16 protein-coding genes and 1 tRNA gene are annotated in these 14751 nt (G+C 66.6%); 12 read left to right on the plus strand and 5 right to left on the minus strand.

Annotated features, from left to right (window positions below; genetic code table 11):
• Positions 1 to 33 precede the first annotated feature (33 nt).
• Positions 34 to 582, plus strand: coding sequence for a universal stress protein (locus HTZ77_RS37085; protein WP_175594436.1), 549 nt, complete (start codon positions 34 to 36; stop codon positions 580 to 582).
• Here the strand turns inward: HTZ77_RS37085 and pdxR are convergent.
• A complete protein-coding gene (gene pdxR, locus HTZ77_RS37090) occupies positions 579 to 1982 on the minus strand; it encodes a MocR-like pyridoxine biosynthesis transcription factor PdxR (protein ID WP_175594437.1) in 1404 nt (467 codons plus the stop codon). The two genes, HTZ77_RS37085 and pdxR, sit on opposite strands and share 4 nt — an antisense overlap.
• Positions 1983 to 2074: 92 nt before the next feature.
• On the opposite strand from pdxR, the gene HTZ77_RS37095 reads away from it, so the two are divergent.
• The 6 genes from HTZ77_RS37095 to HTZ77_RS45590 all read left to right on the plus strand — a co-directional run bounded on the left by HTZ77_RS37095 (position 2075) and on the right by HTZ77_RS45590 (position 6163).
• Positions 2075 to 2524 carry a carboxymuconolactone decarboxylase family protein gene (locus tag HTZ77_RS37095; protein WP_175594438.1) on the plus strand — a complete coding sequence of 150 codons (450 nt, stop codon included), beginning with the start codon at positions 2075 to 2077 and terminating at the stop codon, positions 2522 to 2524.
• A gap of 126 nt (positions 2525 to 2650) precedes the next feature.
• The gene (locus tag HTZ77_RS37100; RefSeq protein WP_175594439.1) at positions 2651 to 3868 is read left to right on the plus strand and encodes an MFS transporter; all 1218 of its coding nucleotides are present in this window, start codon (positions 2651 to 2653) and stop codon (positions 3866 to 3868) included.
• Positions 3869 to 4143: 275 nt separating this feature from the next.
• Entirely contained in the window at positions 4144 to 4263 is a 120-nt protein-coding gene (locus tag HTZ77_RS46950; RefSeq protein WP_013130296.1) for a DLW-39 family protein, read from the plus strand.
• 16 nt (positions 4264 to 4279) lie between these two features.
• Positions 4280 to 5008 carry an HAD-IA family hydrolase gene (locus tag HTZ77_RS37105; protein WP_175594440.1) on the plus strand — a complete coding sequence of 243 codons (729 nt, stop codon included), beginning with the start codon at positions 4280 to 4282 and terminating at the stop codon, positions 5006 to 5008.
• Between the two features lie 14 nt (positions 5009 to 5022).
• Positions 5023 to 5095, plus strand: a tRNA-Ala gene (locus tag HTZ77_RS37110).
• Between the two features lie 285 nt (positions 5096 to 5380).
• The gene (locus tag HTZ77_RS45590) at positions 5381 to 6163 is read left to right on the plus strand and encodes a phospholipase D-like domain-containing protein (protein ID WP_205304449.1); all 783 of its coding nucleotides are present in this window, start codon (positions 5381 to 5383) and stop codon (positions 6161 to 6163) included.
• Positions 6164 to 6260: 97 nt separating this feature from the next.
• Here the strand turns inward: HTZ77_RS45590 and HTZ77_RS37120 are convergent, their stop codons facing one another.
• Genes HTZ77_RS37120 through HTZ77_RS37130 form a run of 3 tightly spaced genes read right to left on the minus strand, consistent with a single transcriptional unit; the run spans position 6261 to position 8228 of the window.
• Positions 6261 to 7541, minus strand: a complete 1281-nt coding sequence (locus HTZ77_RS37120; RefSeq protein WP_175594441.1) for a site-specific integrase — start codon at positions 7539 to 7541, stop codon at positions 6261 to 6263.
• Positions 7541 to 7723 carry a helix-turn-helix domain-containing protein gene (locus HTZ77_RS37125; protein WP_175594442.1) on the minus strand — a complete coding sequence of 61 codons (183 nt, stop codon included), beginning with the start codon at positions 7721 to 7723 and terminating at the stop codon, positions 7541 to 7543. Before HTZ77_RS37125 ends, HTZ77_RS37120 begins: the two co-directional genes overlap by 1 nt.
• Entirely contained in the window at positions 7713 to 8228 is a 516-nt protein-coding gene (locus tag HTZ77_RS37130; protein WP_175594443.1) for a replication initiator, read from the minus strand. Before HTZ77_RS37130 ends, HTZ77_RS37125 begins: the two co-directional genes overlap by 11 nt.
• Positions 8229 to 8250: 22 nt before the next feature.
• Here HTZ77_RS37130 and HTZ77_RS45595 point away from each other — a divergent pair, with 22 nt between their 5' ends.
• The 5 genes from HTZ77_RS45595 (at position 8251) to HTZ77_RS37155 (ending at position 14182) form a co-directional block, all read left to right on the plus strand.
• Positions 8251 to 11436 carry an RHS repeat-associated core domain-containing protein gene (locus HTZ77_RS45595; protein ID WP_205304450.1) on the plus strand — a complete coding sequence of 1062 codons (3186 nt, stop codon included), beginning with the start codon at positions 8251 to 8253 and terminating at the stop codon, positions 11434 to 11436.
• 16 nt (positions 11437 to 11452) lie between these two features.
• Entirely contained in the window at positions 11453 to 11641 is a 189-nt protein-coding gene (locus HTZ77_RS37140) for a hypothetical protein (RefSeq protein WP_175594444.1), read from the plus strand.
• 982 nt (positions 11642 to 12623) lie between these two features.
• Entirely contained in the window at positions 12624 to 12788 is a 165-nt protein-coding gene (locus HTZ77_RS48525; protein WP_328808995.1) for a type II toxin-antitoxin system RelE/ParE family toxin, read from the plus strand.
• Positions 12785 to 13102 (plus strand): helix-turn-helix domain-containing protein, encoded by a 318-nt coding sequence (locus tag HTZ77_RS37150; RefSeq protein WP_175594445.1) that lies wholly within the window; start codon positions 12785 to 12787, stop codon positions 13100 to 13102. Before HTZ77_RS48525 ends, HTZ77_RS37150 begins: the two co-directional genes overlap by 4 nt.
• Before the next feature lie 723 nt (positions 13103 to 13825).
• Positions 13826 to 14182: a hypothetical protein gene (locus HTZ77_RS37155; RefSeq protein ID WP_175594446.1), complete on the plus strand. Its 357-nt coding sequence runs from the start codon at positions 13826 to 13828 to the stop codon at positions 14180 to 14182.
• Between the two features lie 301 nt (positions 14183 to 14483).
• Here HTZ77_RS37155 and HTZ77_RS37160 read toward each other — a convergent pair whose 3' ends face one another.
• Positions 14484 to 14750, minus strand: a complete 267-nt coding sequence (locus HTZ77_RS37160; protein WP_175594447.1) for a hypothetical protein — start codon at positions 14748 to 14750, stop codon at positions 14484 to 14486.
• Between the last annotated feature and the right edge of the window lies 1 nt (position 14751).

Genomic DNA, 14751 nt, shown 5'->3' on the forward strand with positions numbered 1-14751 from the left:
GCCACCTTCAGGTAACCGGCGGCAAGGAGCAATATGGTCGAGTACCCCTTCGAGGAGGGTGCCGTGGATCATGACCTGCCCGGCGGGCCGAGGCTGATCGTGGGGGTCGACGAGACCCCGGCCTCGCGCTGGGCCCTGGCGTGGGCCATCGGAGCCGCCCGGCTGCACCGGATGGCGCTCGTCGCGGTGCACGTCAGCCGCGCGCCGGTCCACCCGTTCCCCGAGGCGCTGCCGGTGCAGCAGGCGCTGCGCGCGGGGGAGGAGGCGCGCTGCGCGGAGATCGTCGCGGGGGTGTTCGAGGACGTGGCGGGCGGCATGCCGGAGGACCTCGCCACCGTCGTGGTCGGCCGCGTCGGCGACCCCGGCTACCACCTGGTGGACATCGCCCGCGAAGGCGACCTGCTGGTCCTCGGGCGCAGCCGGCGCGGGCTGCTCAGCCGCATGCTCCTGCCGTCCACCAGCATGTACTGCGCGCGCCACGCCAGGACCACGGTCGTCATCGTGCAGCAGCCGTCGCCGCCGGACGAGCCGGAGCTGTCGGGGGAGCGGGCCAGGCGCTTCTGGACCCGCAAGCACTTCTAGCCCTGGTCCCGCAGGGGCGCTTGGTCTTGCAGGGATGTTCGGAGGAGGCGCAGGCCGGTCGGGATGTCCGGCTGCCGGATCGCGCCGTAGCCCAGGACCAGTCCGGACAGCGCGGGGGGCTCCGCGCAGTACGCGTCGAGCCGTTCCACCGCCAGCCCGGGCGCCGGCCGTACCGACACGCCGGGGGAGAGCCGGGCACAGAGGTGCAGACCCGCGACCGACGGCACCGGGCGCAGCCGCTCGTCGCGCTCCAGCGCGGCGCTGATCAGCGCGTGGCGGGCGGCGTACTCACGGGTCGCCTTCCTGATGTGGCGCGCCAGCAGCCCCTCGTCGATGAAGCGGGCCAGCGCGGCCTGCGTGGGCAGCGACCCGTGCCAGTCGGTGAGCTGCTTGGCGGCGCGCAGCGCCGCCGCCAGCGAGGCCGGCGCGACCAGGAAGCCCAGCCGAAGCGCGGGCAGCAGCGTCTTGGAGAACGAGCCCACGTACACCACCCGGCCCGCGCGGTCGAGGCTCTGCAGCGGCTCCAGCGGGCGGTCCCCGAAGCGGAACTCGCTGTCGTAGTCGTCCTCGACCACCACCGCGCGGCGCCGCTCGGCCCACGCCAGCAGCGCCGTGCGCCGCGCCAGCGACATGGGCGTACCGAGCGGGAACTGGTGGGACGGCGTCACGTACACGAGCCGGACCCCGTTCGGGATGGCGGAGACGTCGATGCCCTCGTCGTCCACCGGCACGCCGACGACCCGGGCGCCGAGCGAGCGGAACAGCAGCCGGGCCGGCGGGTAGCCCGGCTCCTCGACCGCCACGCACGCGCCCGGCTCGATCAGGACGCGTCCGACGAGGTCGAGCGCCTGCTGCGCGCCGTTGGTGATCAGCACGTCCTCCGCGCCCGCCCGTACGGAACGGCTGACGCCGATGTGCCGCGAGATCGCCTCCCGCAGGCCCTCGTGGCCCGCCGGGTCGCCGTAGCCCGGGGTGATCGCGCTCACGCGCAGCTCGCGGGCCACCAGCCTGCGCCAGGTCTCCATCGGGAACAGCCGGGGATCCGGCACCCCGGCCCGGAAGTCGTACCGCGCGGGGGACATGGGCGTCGCGGCGGGCGGCATGGAGCGCCACAGGGCGCGCGGCAGCACCACGCCCCGGGGCGCGGCACGCCCGCGCACGGGCTCCGCCGCCACGAACGTGCCCGCGCCGGCCCGCCCCACCAGGAAGCCGTCGGCGACGAGCCGGTCGTAGGCGACGGCGACGGTGTTGCGGGAGATCTCCAGGCGCCGCGCCAGCTCCCGCGTCGGCGGCAGCCGCTCCCCGGAGCGCAGGCGGCCGTCGAGCACGGCCTCCAGGAGCTGCCGGTAGACCTGTGCGGCCAGGTCACCCCGGCCGGTCAGCGTGACATGAACCTCCATGCCGCCCCCTCTTGCTGGACCGCGCTTGGCCCAATCAGTTTGACAGAAATTGGAGCTTATATCGGGACAAGGTGCTCATTAGGGTCGATGTCATGACCGAACGCATGAACCTCGGCGCCCTCGCCGGAGAGGCATACCGCGCGATGGCCGGGCTCGACCGCTTCGTCGCGCAGAGCACCCTGCCCGCGCCGCTGCTGGAGCTCGTCCGGCTGCGCGCCAGCCAGATCAACGGATGCGTGTACTGCGTGGACATGCACAGCTCCGACGCCCTGCAGGCCGGCGAGAGCCACGCCCGCCTGCACGCCGTCGCCGTGTGGCGCGAGGCGCCCTTCTTCGACGAGCGGGAACGCGCCGCGCTGGCCTTCACCGAGGCCGCCACCCGCCTGTCCACGCACGACGTCACCGACGAGATCTGGGACGAGGCCGCCCGGCACTTCGACGAGCAGCAGCTCGCCGCGCTGGTGGTCGCCGTGGCCACGATCAACGCCTGGAACCGCATGGGCGTGGCCACCCGCATGACCCCCGAGTCGTACAAGGGCTGACCCGTGCGTCCGGACCCCAGGACCTCCGCCCCCCCGAACCGCAGAACCTTCGCCCGCTGCCTGAGCCTCCGGACCTTCGCCCGCCCTTCGGCACGCCCCTCGGCACGCCTTTCGGCACGCTTTGAAGTGGGGACCTCGGCACGCCCCGAGCTCAGGGTTCTGACCGCCGCCCAGCTCGTCGCCTCGACCGGCGACGGCGCGTACATCGTCACCTCGGCCCTGTACTTCACCGGCGTCGTCGGCATGTCGCCCGCGCAGGTCGGCGTTGGGCTCACGCTCGGCTGGGCGGTCGGCGCGGTCGCCGGGGTCCCGCTCGGCCACCTGGCCGACCGGCGCGGCCCGCGCGGCGTCGCCGTGGTCCTGGCCCTCGCCACCGCCGTGGCGGTCGCCTCGTTCGTCCTGGTCCGGTCGTTCGCGCCGTTCGTGGTGGTCGTCTGCGCGTACGGTGCCGCGCAGACCGGGCTGTCGGCCGCCCGCCAGGCCTTGCTCGCCGGCCTCGTCGACACCGCGAGCCGGACCCGCGCGCGGGCGGCGCTCCAGTCCTCGCACAACGCCGGGCTGGCGGTCGGCGCCGCGCTGGGCGGGCTCGCCCTGCACCTGAACGTCCGGGAGGCGTATCTGACGGTGCTGCTGGCGGACGCGGCCTGCTTCGTGGTCGCCGCCCTGGTGCTGCTCCGGCTGCCGTCCGTGCCCGCGGCGCCGGTGTCGAGCGATCCCCGGATGGCGGTGCTGCGCGACCGGCCGTACGCGCTGGTGACGCTGATCAACACGGTCATGCTGCTGTACATGCCGATGCTCAGCCTGATCGTCCCGCTGTGGATCGCGCAGCGCACCGCCGCCCCCACCTGGACGGTGTCCGCGCTGCTGCTGGTCAACACGGCCGGGGTGGTGCTGTTCCAGGTACGGGTCGCCCGGCGGATCCGCGGCCTGGCCGACGCCTCCTCCGCGGTACGGCTGGCCGGACTGGTCATGCTGGGAGCCTGCGGGGTGTTCGCGCTGTCGTCCTTCGGCTCGTCCCCCTGGTCGGCCGTGGCGGTGTTGCTGACCGGGGTGGGGCTCCAGGTGGCGGCCGAGCTGCTGCTGGCCTCCGGCTCCTGGGAGATCAGCTTCACGCTGGCCCCGGACGACAAGCAGGGGCAGTACCAGGGGTTCTTCGGCAGCGGCACGGCGGTGGCCCGCATGCTCGGTCCGGCGCTGCTGACGACGCTGGTGATGGGGTGGGGGACTCTTGGGTGGGTGGCCTTGGGGCTGGTCTTCGTGGGAGCGGGGGCGGCGATGCCGCCGGCCGTACGGTGGGCGCGGCGACGAGCGACGGTGGACGGCGCCGGCGCGCTGCCGAGATGACGAGGCCCTGCGGAAATCACGAGATGACGACGCCCTGCGGAAATCATGAGTGAGATGGGAAAAACCCGCGCGCCATGCCCCCGCCAGATCCGATCATTGTCCAAGATGGGATGGGTAAGGCAGGTCTCACCTGCGCCGGCCTGGCCTTGCTTTGCACATTCCGTACATCTGGTTCGTGCGCGACACAGGGACCGCTGCGATCCCTTGCTAGGCTGCATGTCAACCGTTGGGTCTCACCCCGGCAGGTGAGGCCGTCGAAGAAGTGGGGTCACACCGTGAAGAAGCTGCTTGTTCTGGCGCTGGTCGCCCTTGGGGGGTTGCTGATCTGGCGCAAGGTGCAGGCTGACCGCGCCGAGCTCGATCTGTGGACCGAGGCCACCGGCAGCGAGAACTAACCGACCTGGCGAGGCGATGAGTGACGTCGTCCCCATCAGACTGGCGTGCCTCGACCTGGCGGGCACAACAGTAGGTGACATCGCCATGGTGGAACGCGCCTTCGCTGAGGCGATCGCCACACAGGGCATCGTCCCCGGGACCGGTGCGTACGCGCGCGCCATGGTGCACGTACACCGGTCCCGGGGCTGCCCCAAGATCGATGTCTTCCGAGGGATCTTCCCCGACAACGAAGCCCAGGCACAGGCCGCCAACCTGACCTTCGAGCGCTCCTACGAGGGCGCCCTGGAGCGGGCCGGCCTCGTTCCCATGCCCGGAGTCGTCGAGGTCCTCGACAAGCTCCGCGGCTCCGGTCTCCGCCTCGCGCTCGTCACGGGCTTCAGCCGGACCACCCTGAGCCGCATCCTCAGCGTGCTCGGCTGGGACGACAAGATCGACCTCGCCATCTCCCCCGAGGACGCCGGCGGCCGCGGCCGCCCCTGGCCCGACATGATCCTGCACGCCGTGCTCCGGCTCGGCATCGAGGACGTCCGCCAGGTCGCCGTCATCGGCGACTCCGAGAGCGACATGCTCTCCGGCCGCCGTGCGGGCGCCTCGATCGTGGCGGGCGTCATGACGGGCGTCCACAGCCGCGAACGCCTCCTCAAGGGCGGCGCCACCCACATCCTCGACACGATCGCCGACTTCCCCAGCCTCATACTCAGCACAGACATGACCACGCACCACATAGGGACGCCGGGCCGGTAAGCTATCTCGTCGAAGGGGCCTTAGCTCAGCTGGCAGAGCGCCTGCTTTGCAAGCAGGATGTCAGGAGTTCGAATCTCCTAGGCTCCACCGCAGGTCAAAGGCCACTTCCCATGATCGGGGAGTGGCCTTTTAGATCTTGTACAGCTACAGTCCCAGCCCAAGCCTCTCGATGTGCGCGTGAGTCTCGGATGTCGACGGTGGACTGTTTGGGTCGGCCAAGCATGCACCAGTCGCTGGCGGACGAACCGCGCCATCGGCGCCGTCAGAGTGGTAGATGCCCGCAGCTCACAGGCGGCGATCTAGAAGTTGTCGGAGGGTTCTGGCACCCTCGTCGAGAATGACGGTAAGCGTCAAGCATCGCCGAGGAGACCAGTGAACCCTTGGGAGATACGCCAATTTGTCGAGTGGGGCGCGCAGGGAGCGTCCGGGCGCGCATGGTTCGGGCGTGGCGTCTTAGATGGCTTGGCGGCCACTCTTGACGAGCATCACTACGGAACCCATGAAGACCTCATCCCTGGTGTGATCGGCTGCGTGCCATGGTTTGATAACCGAGCAATCAGTCAGCGACTTCAGAAAGACCCGTGCTGCATTGTCGTGGACAAGCCTGCTCCTAAACGACGGTTGGGGTTGGCTGCACAAGAACTCGCTGCACGAGGTTGGGGCATCAACACCCACGCCATCAGCCACCTTTATGACCTCATGCCCTTTGATTCCTGGGGGGACGAGCCGGTCAGTCCGTACGAGGAACTGGGTGTCACCGTCGGCCCCGTCCGGATGGCAGGCTTCAGGGGCACGAGTCCCACTCTTCACTGCAAGATCCTTGTCCTGGGGGTCTTGGTGGAGGACTACGAGGAGTGCACCGGTGAGGAGTTCCAGCCGAGATCCGTATGGCTAGGAAGCGCCAACTGGACAGAGGCGTCCGCGCGGGGGCATCTCGAATTTGGTCTTGTCTCAAAAGATCGACAGCTTGTTCGAAGCGCGTACGAATTCGTCACACGTGTCATAGCGATCAGTGAGCCCTTGACATCGACATCCGTGAGGCCAAATCCAGAGCTAGCGCCGGTCGAGTACGAGGACGAAGAGCTGGCGGACATCATGCGTCGGCTCCGCGCTTATGAGGAGAAAGAAGACAGATCCAATGGCCGGCAAATATAACCTTACTCTTGAGTCCGCGCATAGGATATGGCGCCTATGTGCCTCACGCCATGACACGGCCACTTCATAACGAGGAAGTGGCCGTGATTGTCATTGGCTACGAGTCCAAGCACTTGCCGAGCTGCGTAAGGGCTCGTCGTGTCTCCTCTGAGGAGACCTCGGCGTACACGTTCATCGTGACCGAGATTTGAGAGTGGCGCAGGATCTGCATGGCCACGCGCGGGTGGACGTTGAGGGCGACGAGCAAGGATGCGCAGGTTTTGCGGGTGGCGTGGACATGCACCTTGCGCACCCCGGCCTTGTCGCAGGCGTTCGCGAAGCTGCGCCGGAAGTTGGACGGCTCGATTGGCCGGCCGCTGGCGGTGGTGAAGACGAGGCCGGTCTCGTGCCAGTTCTCGCCCGCTGCATCGCGGGCGGTGTCACGTGCCCGTTGACGGGCACGGAGCGCGGTCGTGACGATCTCCGGGAAGGGGAGCGTCGCGTCGGAGGCGTCGGTCTTGGTGCGGCGGTGCAGCAGCTTGCCGGCTACCCGCTGGAGCTGCCAGCCGATCGTCATCTCGGCCTGGTCGAGGTCGACGTCCTCCCAGCGCAGCCCGAGCGCCTCGCCGAGGCGGAGGCCGAGGACGAGGACCAGGACGTACGCCGGGTACATCGGGTCTTCCCGGCTGCGCGCACACTCCAGGAAGGTCCGGGCGTCGTCCACCGTCCAGGGCTTGACCTTGCGCTTGCGGGGGACCGGCATCTTGATGTTGGCGGCGACGTTGCGGGTCAGGGTCTCCTCGCGTACGGCGTTGCTGAGCGCGGCACGTAGCGTCATATAGGCGTCGTGGACGGTCCACTCCGAGGGAGCTGACTTGCAGCACTTGCCAATGGCGCAGCAGTGCCGACGGCGTTTGGGGTTGCTGTGGTGCTCCGGCCGGGCGGCGTCCTTGCCCTGATCGCAGCACTGGCAGGACTGGCGGATCTTGTTCACCCACGTCTGCACGTCCCGGACGGTCAGCTTGTCGAGCCGCTTGGCGCCGAGCGCGGGGATGATGTAGAGGCGGGCGAACATCTCGTAGTTCGCGGCGGTCTTGGGGGCGAGGTTGGGTTCCACGACGTTCTTGAGCCAGTAGGCCAGGTAGTCCGAAAGCTTCGGCGACTTGGTGACGACCGGCCCCTTGCGGGCCTGCTCGTGGAGCTTGAGCCACTTCTCGTGGGTCTCCTCGCGCGTCTTGCCGTAGGCCCACTTGCGCGTCCTCTTGCCCTCGGGGGTGGTGACCCAGACGTAGCCGGCCCAGCCGTTCTTGTGAGGGAAGATCGAGCCCTCGTTGTTGGCACGGGTCCGGCGGCTTTTGCGGGGGCGCTTGGGCTCTTCGGGAGCGATCTTGGTCGGCATCAGGCAGCTTCCTCGCAGAGTCGGGTGACGTAGGCGTCGAGGGCGGTGGCGGGGATGCGTCGACAGCGTTCGCCGACGAGGATCGAGGCGAGTTCGCCGGAGCGGATGAGGTTGTAGACCGTCCACCGGCTGACCTTGAGCAGCGCCATCGCTTCGGGCACGGTGAGGAGTTCAGCGCTCATGCGCAGCTCCAGGCCGGTTGCTGGTGAGCGCGGCGATGAGGAGGAGGTCGCCGGCGGAGTGGCCCTTGCCCGCGTACTGCCATTCAGTGATGACGAGGACGGTGTCGTCATCGAAGGGCAGTCGGCCGCGAGTGACCTCTTTGGTGTGAACGAAGTGCTCGCGCGCTGCTCGCAGGTCGCAGAGGGTGGGGCCGTAGTGGCGGGAGCGGGTGGAGAAGTGGCCGCGGAAGCCGAGCATGTGGGCCCAGTGGGTGAGGCGAAGGTCGGCCAGGTCCGCGATGGCGCCCAGGCGTAGGCATTCGGTGATGAGGCGTTTGGCGTGGTCGCGGAGGTTGTAGGCGTCGAGGTTGTCGAGGGGGTTGATGCGGCGGTCTAGGGTGCCGACGCATTCGGCGGCTTTGGTGGCGTAATTGGCGATGTAGCCGGCGACGCCGCCGGGTGGGCAGCCAATCTCGCCTAAGGCGACGGCCGGGTACAACGCGGCGGGTGACCTGATCAGCTCCACCGATCGGCGCGGACAGACGACCATGGCTGTTTATGACGGGCTCGGCCGCAAGGTCCAGGTCACCGCGCCCAGGACGGGCACGGCCCCAGCCGGTGTGTGGACCTACGGCTACGACCTGCTCGGCGAAGTACTGTTCCAGACCGACCCAACCGGGGCCCGCACGGAATCCACCTATGACGATCTCGGGCGCCAGATCACTCTGACCACCATCGAACGCAAGCCGAGCCAGGCGGCGTTCGTCACCAGAATGGAATATGACGACGCCGACAGGGTAACCAAAACGACGCGGCCGACCGGGGACACGACCAGTCGTATGTACGACGCCACGGGTGCGCTCACCGGACAGACCGACGCGCTCGGTAATACCACGACCTTCGACTACGACGTGGCGGGACGTCCCATCAAGACGACCAATCCGCTGGGACTGGTCAGCACCGCCAGTTTCGACTTGGCTGGCCGAAAGACACAGATACAGGATCTGGGCGCGAACGAATCGGTTCTGCGCACCAGAAGGTTCAGCTACGACGCGGCCGGCAACGCGATCAGCCAAACCTCGGCCGAGGGCCACACCACTACTCGCAGGTTCGACGCCGCCAACAGGTTGATCGAGCAGCATGAGCCAGTGTCAGCGGCCGAGAAGATCATCACCTCTTTCGGGTATGACGCCACCGGAGCCCTGACTCGGTCGACCGACGGCCGCGGGAACGCGACCTACACCACGTACAACAGCCTCGGCCTGGTCGAGTCGATGATCGAACCCAGCACCACGGCCCATCCCGACCTGGCCGCCCGGACCTGGACCACCGTTTACGACGCGGGCGGCAACCCCGTTACCAGTCTCATACCTGGTGGCGTCCGCGTCGACCGCACCTTCGACGAGTTGAGCCGGCTGGTCAAGCAGAGGGGCACTGGCGCGGAGGTCGCGACCGAGGACAAGACCTTCGGCTACGATCAAGCTGGCAGGCTCATCACCGCGAATGGCCTCAGTTTCGCCCTCAATGATCGCGGCCTACTGCTGAAGAGCACAGGCCCGGGCGGAGACATCAACGCTTATGCCTACGACCCCAACAACCGACTTGTCCAGCGGGTCGATGTCACCGGCACGTCCACCTTCACCTGGGACGACGCCGACAGGCTCACCCAGTCGGTCGACCCGGTCAGCGCCACCGCGATCGACTACACCTACGACAAGGCATCACGCCTCACCAGCATGGCGTACGGCGCCAGCGGAGCCCGCCGCAGCTACACCTACGACTCCTTGAACCGCTTGACCAAGGATCAGCTCACCACGTCGTCGAACAGCCCGATCGCCTCAATCGAGTACGGCTACGACCTGAACGACAATCTGATCTCCAAGTCCACCACGGGCACCGCGGGGACCAGCACCAATGCCTACACCTACGACCAGTCCGACCGGCTCACCTCCTGGACTGCCCCCGACGGCAAGAAGACCGCCTACGAGTGGGACGCCGCGGGCAACCGCGTCCGGGCTGGCGACAAGACCTATACCTACGACGAACGCAACCGCCTCACCGAGGGCGGCGGTGCCACGTTCACCTACACACCGCGAGGCACCCTGGCCGAGCAGTCCGACGGCAGGGTACGCATTATGAAGTTCGACGCCTTCGACCGGCTCGTCGACGACGATGGAGTCCGGTACGCCTACGATGCCCTCGATCGCGTCACCACCCGCACCCAGGGCGAGGAGACGACCTTCCACGTCTATGACGGCACAACCAACAACATCGTCGCCGTCATCGACGCCAACGACGTCAAGAAGGCCGTCTACGGCCGGGATGCTGCGGGACATACCGTCAGCCTTTCCGACGGAGCCGGCGCCCAATTGGCGTTCAGCGATCTGCGTGGTGACCTCGTCGGCACCTTCAAGGCCGACGGGACGAGCCTGGTCGATTCGATTCAGTACGACCCCTTCGGAGAGGTGGTGACCTCGAGCGGCGCCAAGCACGACCTCGGTTACCAGGGTGCCTACACCGACCCCACCACCAAGAAGGTCAACATGGCCGCCCGATGGTACCAGCCGGCCACCGGCAGTTTCGTCTCACGAGATTCTGTGTCCTTGCCAGCGGACCCGTCGGTTCAGCTCAACCGCTACGCCTACGCCAATGCCAACCCGCTCACCAACGTCGACCCCGACGGGCATGCATCTTGCGCGAAGAAGCCCAACCAGACGAAGTGCAAGGTCGACAAGGAGATCGACAAGGGGCACAAGTCCTGCGTCAAGAACTACGGCAAGCAGTGCAAGGAGGCGGAGAAGGAGTACCGGCAGTGCAGGGGCCAGGCGTCGAAGACCGTGTGCCGCGAGGCTCAGAGTGTATACATGACCTGCCGCACGTACTCCTCCACCAAGAAGGTGTGCGGCGAGGCGGGCGACATCTACGTGGACTGCCGCGACAAGCACACCAGGACCCACTGCGGCCAGGTCGAGCGGAACTATGAGTCGTGTCGCGATGACCGGGGTAGATCCGTGTGCCGGGACGCCAGCGGCGCCTTCTCGACCTGTCTGTACAGCCGGAAGAATGTTGGTACCTGCCAGGAGGCCGACACCGAGTACCTGGAATGCCGGGACTCCGGCACGCAGAAGACGACCTGTCGTCAAGCGTGGGGGTTCTACCTCAACTGTCGGGACAAGAACAATCCGGCGCATGCCTGCTCTGAGGGCACCGACTACTTCGAGGAGTGCAGGACCAAGGACGACCACGGCCTCGACGCATGCCGCCTTTCCAGCAACTCCTACGTCAAATGCCGGACGGCCAAGCAGGAGCAGGACGTGTGCGACCTGTTCGGCGACGCGCAGGCGCAGTGTGTGGACGACAAGGGGGTCAAGAACTGCGTACCCAAGGGCGTTCGCAAGAAGTGTGGCAAGACCGACCTCAAGGAGTACTGCAACATCTACATTGACGCGGCAACCGCCACCCTCATCAAGAACATCTTCGGGATGGTGGGAGCGCTGGCCGGCGTCTGCGCCGGGGTAGCCACGGGGGTCGCCGTCGCGAGCGCCGGGCCCACGGCCGGGGTCGGCGCAGTGATCGCAGGCGTGGTGGCCGCGGCCTGCGGCCTTCACGCGGCTGGGTCGGCGGCCGTCGCGGCGGCCGTGGACCTGCTGAACACGAATGGCAGAGGCTTCAAGATCGTGATAGGCCGGTTCAACGTCTCAGGGACACCCTTTGGATACGTGACCCCTCGCTAGTGGGAATGGAGCGCGCATGCAGAAGCGAACGGTCGGACTCCTGCTCATCGGCTCCGGGGGCCTGGCCATTGTGATGTGGTGGATCATGGGAATGCTGGACGTGCCCGGTCTCCGCGGGCTACGGCTCGTGCTGCTTCTGGCGGCGCTCCAAGCGATCATCGCCGGGACGACCACCCTCATCCTGTTGTGTGTGCGCCGGCGGTAGCCGCTGGACCGGCGTTCGGCTGGTTGCTGCGTACAGCAGCGCGATACAGCAACGCCGTCTTACACGATCAGACGCCACCAGACTGGAGCCAGCACGTGACCAGGGTCAGGAGCCCTCTACGCCGTGACTGGCTCCCGTTTGCAAGCAGGATGTCAGGAGTTCGCATCTCCTAGGCTCCACGTAGGTTCGCAGGGGCACCCACCCGTCACCCGATTCGGTGGGTGCCCGTCTGCTTCCCGCCCCTGAACAAAGGGCCTCGCTTCGCTCGGGCTGTCCTTCCTTTGGGGCGCTTCGCGCCCGGGGCTTCGCGTTCGGACGCTGTCGCGCCGAGAGGCTTCGCCGTGGGGGCGCTTCGCGCGAAGGGCTTCGCCGTGGGGCGCTTCGCGCCGGTGGGCTCAGGCGTCGCTTCCAGTCGGGCCGAGGGCCCGACCCCTGGAGGACCTCGCTCCGCTCGGACGCCTCCCAAAACACGCAAGCCGCTCAATGAGTCGAGAACAAGGCGTCAATCATGTCGATAGGGATATACGCAGGCGCGGAGGTGCACCACGGCCCTGAGGACCATCGTGGTGCAGCACGAATAATTCTTCGGAGGTCTCGTGCGCCCCTACGTCTTGGTGAGCTGTGCAACATATCTGCCAACATGCCACCCGCGACGCCGACCAACGGATCAGCCACGCGCTGAGTCCCCATGCGCGCCTTGAGGCTGGCAGGTTCACACCTCTTGCTGCATCTGGCTTACGCTGACATCCGCCTCGCGGAGGTATACCGGTCGCTATACTGCTGCATGTGGCAGGCGAGTGGGACGTCTACATCGTCGACGAGGTCCGCGAGTGGATCGAGCAACTCGACGACGCGACACATAGGCGTGTTGTGCAAGCGATCGACGCGCTTGCCGAAGGCGGACCAGGTCTGGGGCGGCCGCTTGTCGATACGATCACCGCTTCGCGTCTGCAGAATGTTGAAGGAGCTACGGCCGGGGACCGTGCGGATCTTGTTCGCCTTCGATCCATGGCGGTCCAGCATCCTGCTGGTCGCGGGTGACAAGGCCGGACAGTGGAATGCCTGGTACAAGCAGGCCATCCCGCTCGCTGAGCAGCGCTACGAGATCTACATGAAGGAACGGCAGGCGGAGGAGGGCAGATCATGACGGGGTATGCGCGCTGGAAGGATATTCGTGCTGAGCATGTCGAACGTGCCGGCGGCGAAGACGTCGTTGAGGCGGGCAAGCAGGAACTCCTCGCCAAGGTGCAAGGACACCGGCTTGCTGAGATTCGCCGTAGCCGCGGGTTGACCCAACAGGCCATTGCGCAGCGCATGGGAGTCACCAAGGGTCGTATTTCGCAGATCGAGCAAGGCAAGATCTCCGGGCAGGACGTGCTCGCCCGGTACGCCACCGCTCTGGGCGGTCGGCTCCATCAGTCGATCTACTTCGATGACGGTGACATCGCTGCCATCGCCTGAGGCGGTGGCGAAGAGGTTCATATCGTCTGGTATCTCCGATACAGCAGTGCCATCTAGAAGGGTGAGCAGGTCACCAAACGTACGTCTACCCAGGAGTCCCCTCTTGGTGTGGACATCGGGTGATAGGAGCGCCGGTCCGGGGCGCCGCGTACAGCAGCGGCTACAGCAACGGTGGCTTACCTGATCACACATAGCCAGCCCGCACCTGCTGCCTGATCCGGTCAGGGACCTCCCTGCGTGGTGACCAGCTCCCGTTTGCAAGCAGGATGTCAGGAGTTCGAATCTCCTAGGCTCCACATAGGTTCGCATGCACCCATCCATCACCTGATTCGGCGGGTGCCTGGTCAAAGGGCCTCGCTTCGCTCGGGCTGTCCTTCCTTTGGGGCGCTTCGCGCCCGGGGCTTCGCGTTCGGGCGCTTCGCGCCGGTGGGCTCAGGAAGAGAGGCGGGCGACATCGACGTGAACTGCCGCGACAAGCACACCAGAGCCCACTGCGGCCACGTCGAGCGGAACTATGAGTCGTCTCGCGATGACCGAGATAGATCCGTGTGACCCCAATAAGGTCGACACATCCCTGATTCGTCGCGAGGTAGGCGCATCGGTCGCTGTGAGCCGACTGAGGGAAAGATCGACTTTGCCCTATGGTTGCGCTTTGTGAAGCGCCATCAATGGGGATGTCTAGCAGCTATCCTTCTGCCGCTCGCCATAGCATCCGGCCTGGTCATGGCACCTATCTGGCGCGACAACCCGCGCCTCGAAACCCTGTACCAGCGAGTGCTCGACTACCCGCTTCCCCCCAGGACGCGGGACTACTTTCCCATGGACCGGGACGTCACCTTCGGCAAGAACCTGGTCATGGGAAGCGGCCGCTACTGCGACTACCGGATCAGGCTCACGCTTCACACTGCGCTCACCCAGGAGGAGATTCAGACCTACTACAGCAAAGCCATCATCATGGGAGCCGAGACCAAGGCCATGATCTCCTTGTATTTCGAGGATTCGGACGACGCAGGAGGACGCCGGGGCGCCGTGGAGGCCTACGACTCCCATGGCTGGAACTGGAACTGGCGCTGTATGTAAAACGAGCACGTGGCGCACCAACGGCCGCCAGAGGCATCCCGAACGGCCCCGAAGACGGCCAGTAGCGGCGCGTTCTTCGCCATGCCGAGCTGCTTGACCTCCTGAACGGTCGGCATAAGCCTGGTGACCTGCTCCACGATGTGATCGAAACGCACCCCCTGCACGACTGAAAGTGCTGCCGAATCAGTCGGGGGCAATCATGCTGTGTGCGATTGTTGGGATGCGACTGCGTGAAGGACCGTAGCCCCTGTGCAAGGTGGACGCCGATTAGTGCTTCTGGCTCATGCGTCAGTATTCCGGTTCATGGGCTCTGTCTAGATGGTTCTCCCGGGTGTGAGACGACCATGAAGACTCCCGTGAAGGGTGGGTCAGGTGCAACGAGCCGCCATATTACTCCGGTGAAGTCGCGGAACCACTTCTCATCGAAGTTCTCCACGTTCCAGTACCGTGACTCCACGGGCACCTCTTCGAAGTCTCCGTCCTTTATCGCGGCGCTCAGCCACTCTTTGAAGCGAGAGAATTCTCCTGGGCTGTCAAATCCATGGATCTCGTCGTAGTGCTCGGTCATC

Source organism: Nonomuraea montanisoli, from assembly GCF_013363975.1.
Taxonomy (GTDB): domain Bacteria; phylum Actinomycetota; class Actinomycetes; order Streptosporangiales; family Streptosporangiaceae; genus Nonomuraea; species Nonomuraea montanisoli.

What these genes read in the sequence shown, in the direction of transcription:
- pdxR (WP_175594437.1), bottom strand. Translation starts at nt 1,982, where the DNA reads ATGGAGGTTCATGTCACGCTGACCGGCCGGGGTGACCTGGCCGCACAG.
- HTZ77_RS37095 (WP_175594438.1), top strand. Translation starts at nt 2,075, where the DNA reads ATGACCGAACGCATGAACCTCGGCGCCCTCGCCGGAGAGGCATACCGC.
- HTZ77_RS37105 (WP_175594440.1), top strand. Translation starts at nt 4,280, where the DNA reads ATGAGTGACGTCGTCCCCATCAGACTGGCGTGCCTCGACCTGGCGGGC.
- HTZ77_RS37155 (WP_175594446.1), top strand. Translation starts at nt 13,826, where the DNA reads ATGGCACCTATCTGGCGCGACAACCCGCGCCTCGAAACCCTGTACCAG.
- HTZ77_RS37150 (WP_175594445.1), top strand. Translation starts at nt 12,785, where the DNA reads ATGACGGGGTATGCGCGCTGGAAGGATATTCGTGCTGAGCATGTCGAA.
- HTZ77_RS45595 (WP_205304450.1), top strand. Translation starts at nt 8,251, where the DNA reads ATGGCTGTTTATGACGGGCTCGGCCGCAAGGTCCAGGTCACCGCGCCC.
- HTZ77_RS37085 (WP_175594436.1), top strand. Translation starts at nt 34, where the DNA reads ATGGTCGAGTACCCCTTCGAGGAGGGTGCCGTGGATCATGACCTGCCC.
- HTZ77_RS37160 (WP_175594447.1), bottom strand. Translation starts at nt 14,750, where the DNA reads ATGACCGAGCACTACGACGAGATCCATGGATTTGACAGCCCAGGAGAA.
- HTZ77_RS37125 (WP_175594442.1), bottom strand. Translation starts at nt 7,723, where the DNA reads ATGAGCGCTGAACTCCTCACCGTGCCCGAAGCGATGGCGCTGCTCAAG.
- HTZ77_RS37140 (WP_175594444.1), top strand. Translation starts at nt 11,453, where the DNA reads ATGCAGAAGCGAACGGTCGGACTCCTGCTCATCGGCTCCGGGGGCCTG.
- HTZ77_RS37120 (WP_175594441.1), bottom strand. Translation starts at nt 7,541, where the DNA reads ATGCCGACCAAGATCGCTCCCGAAGAGCCCAAGCGCCCCCGCAAAAGC.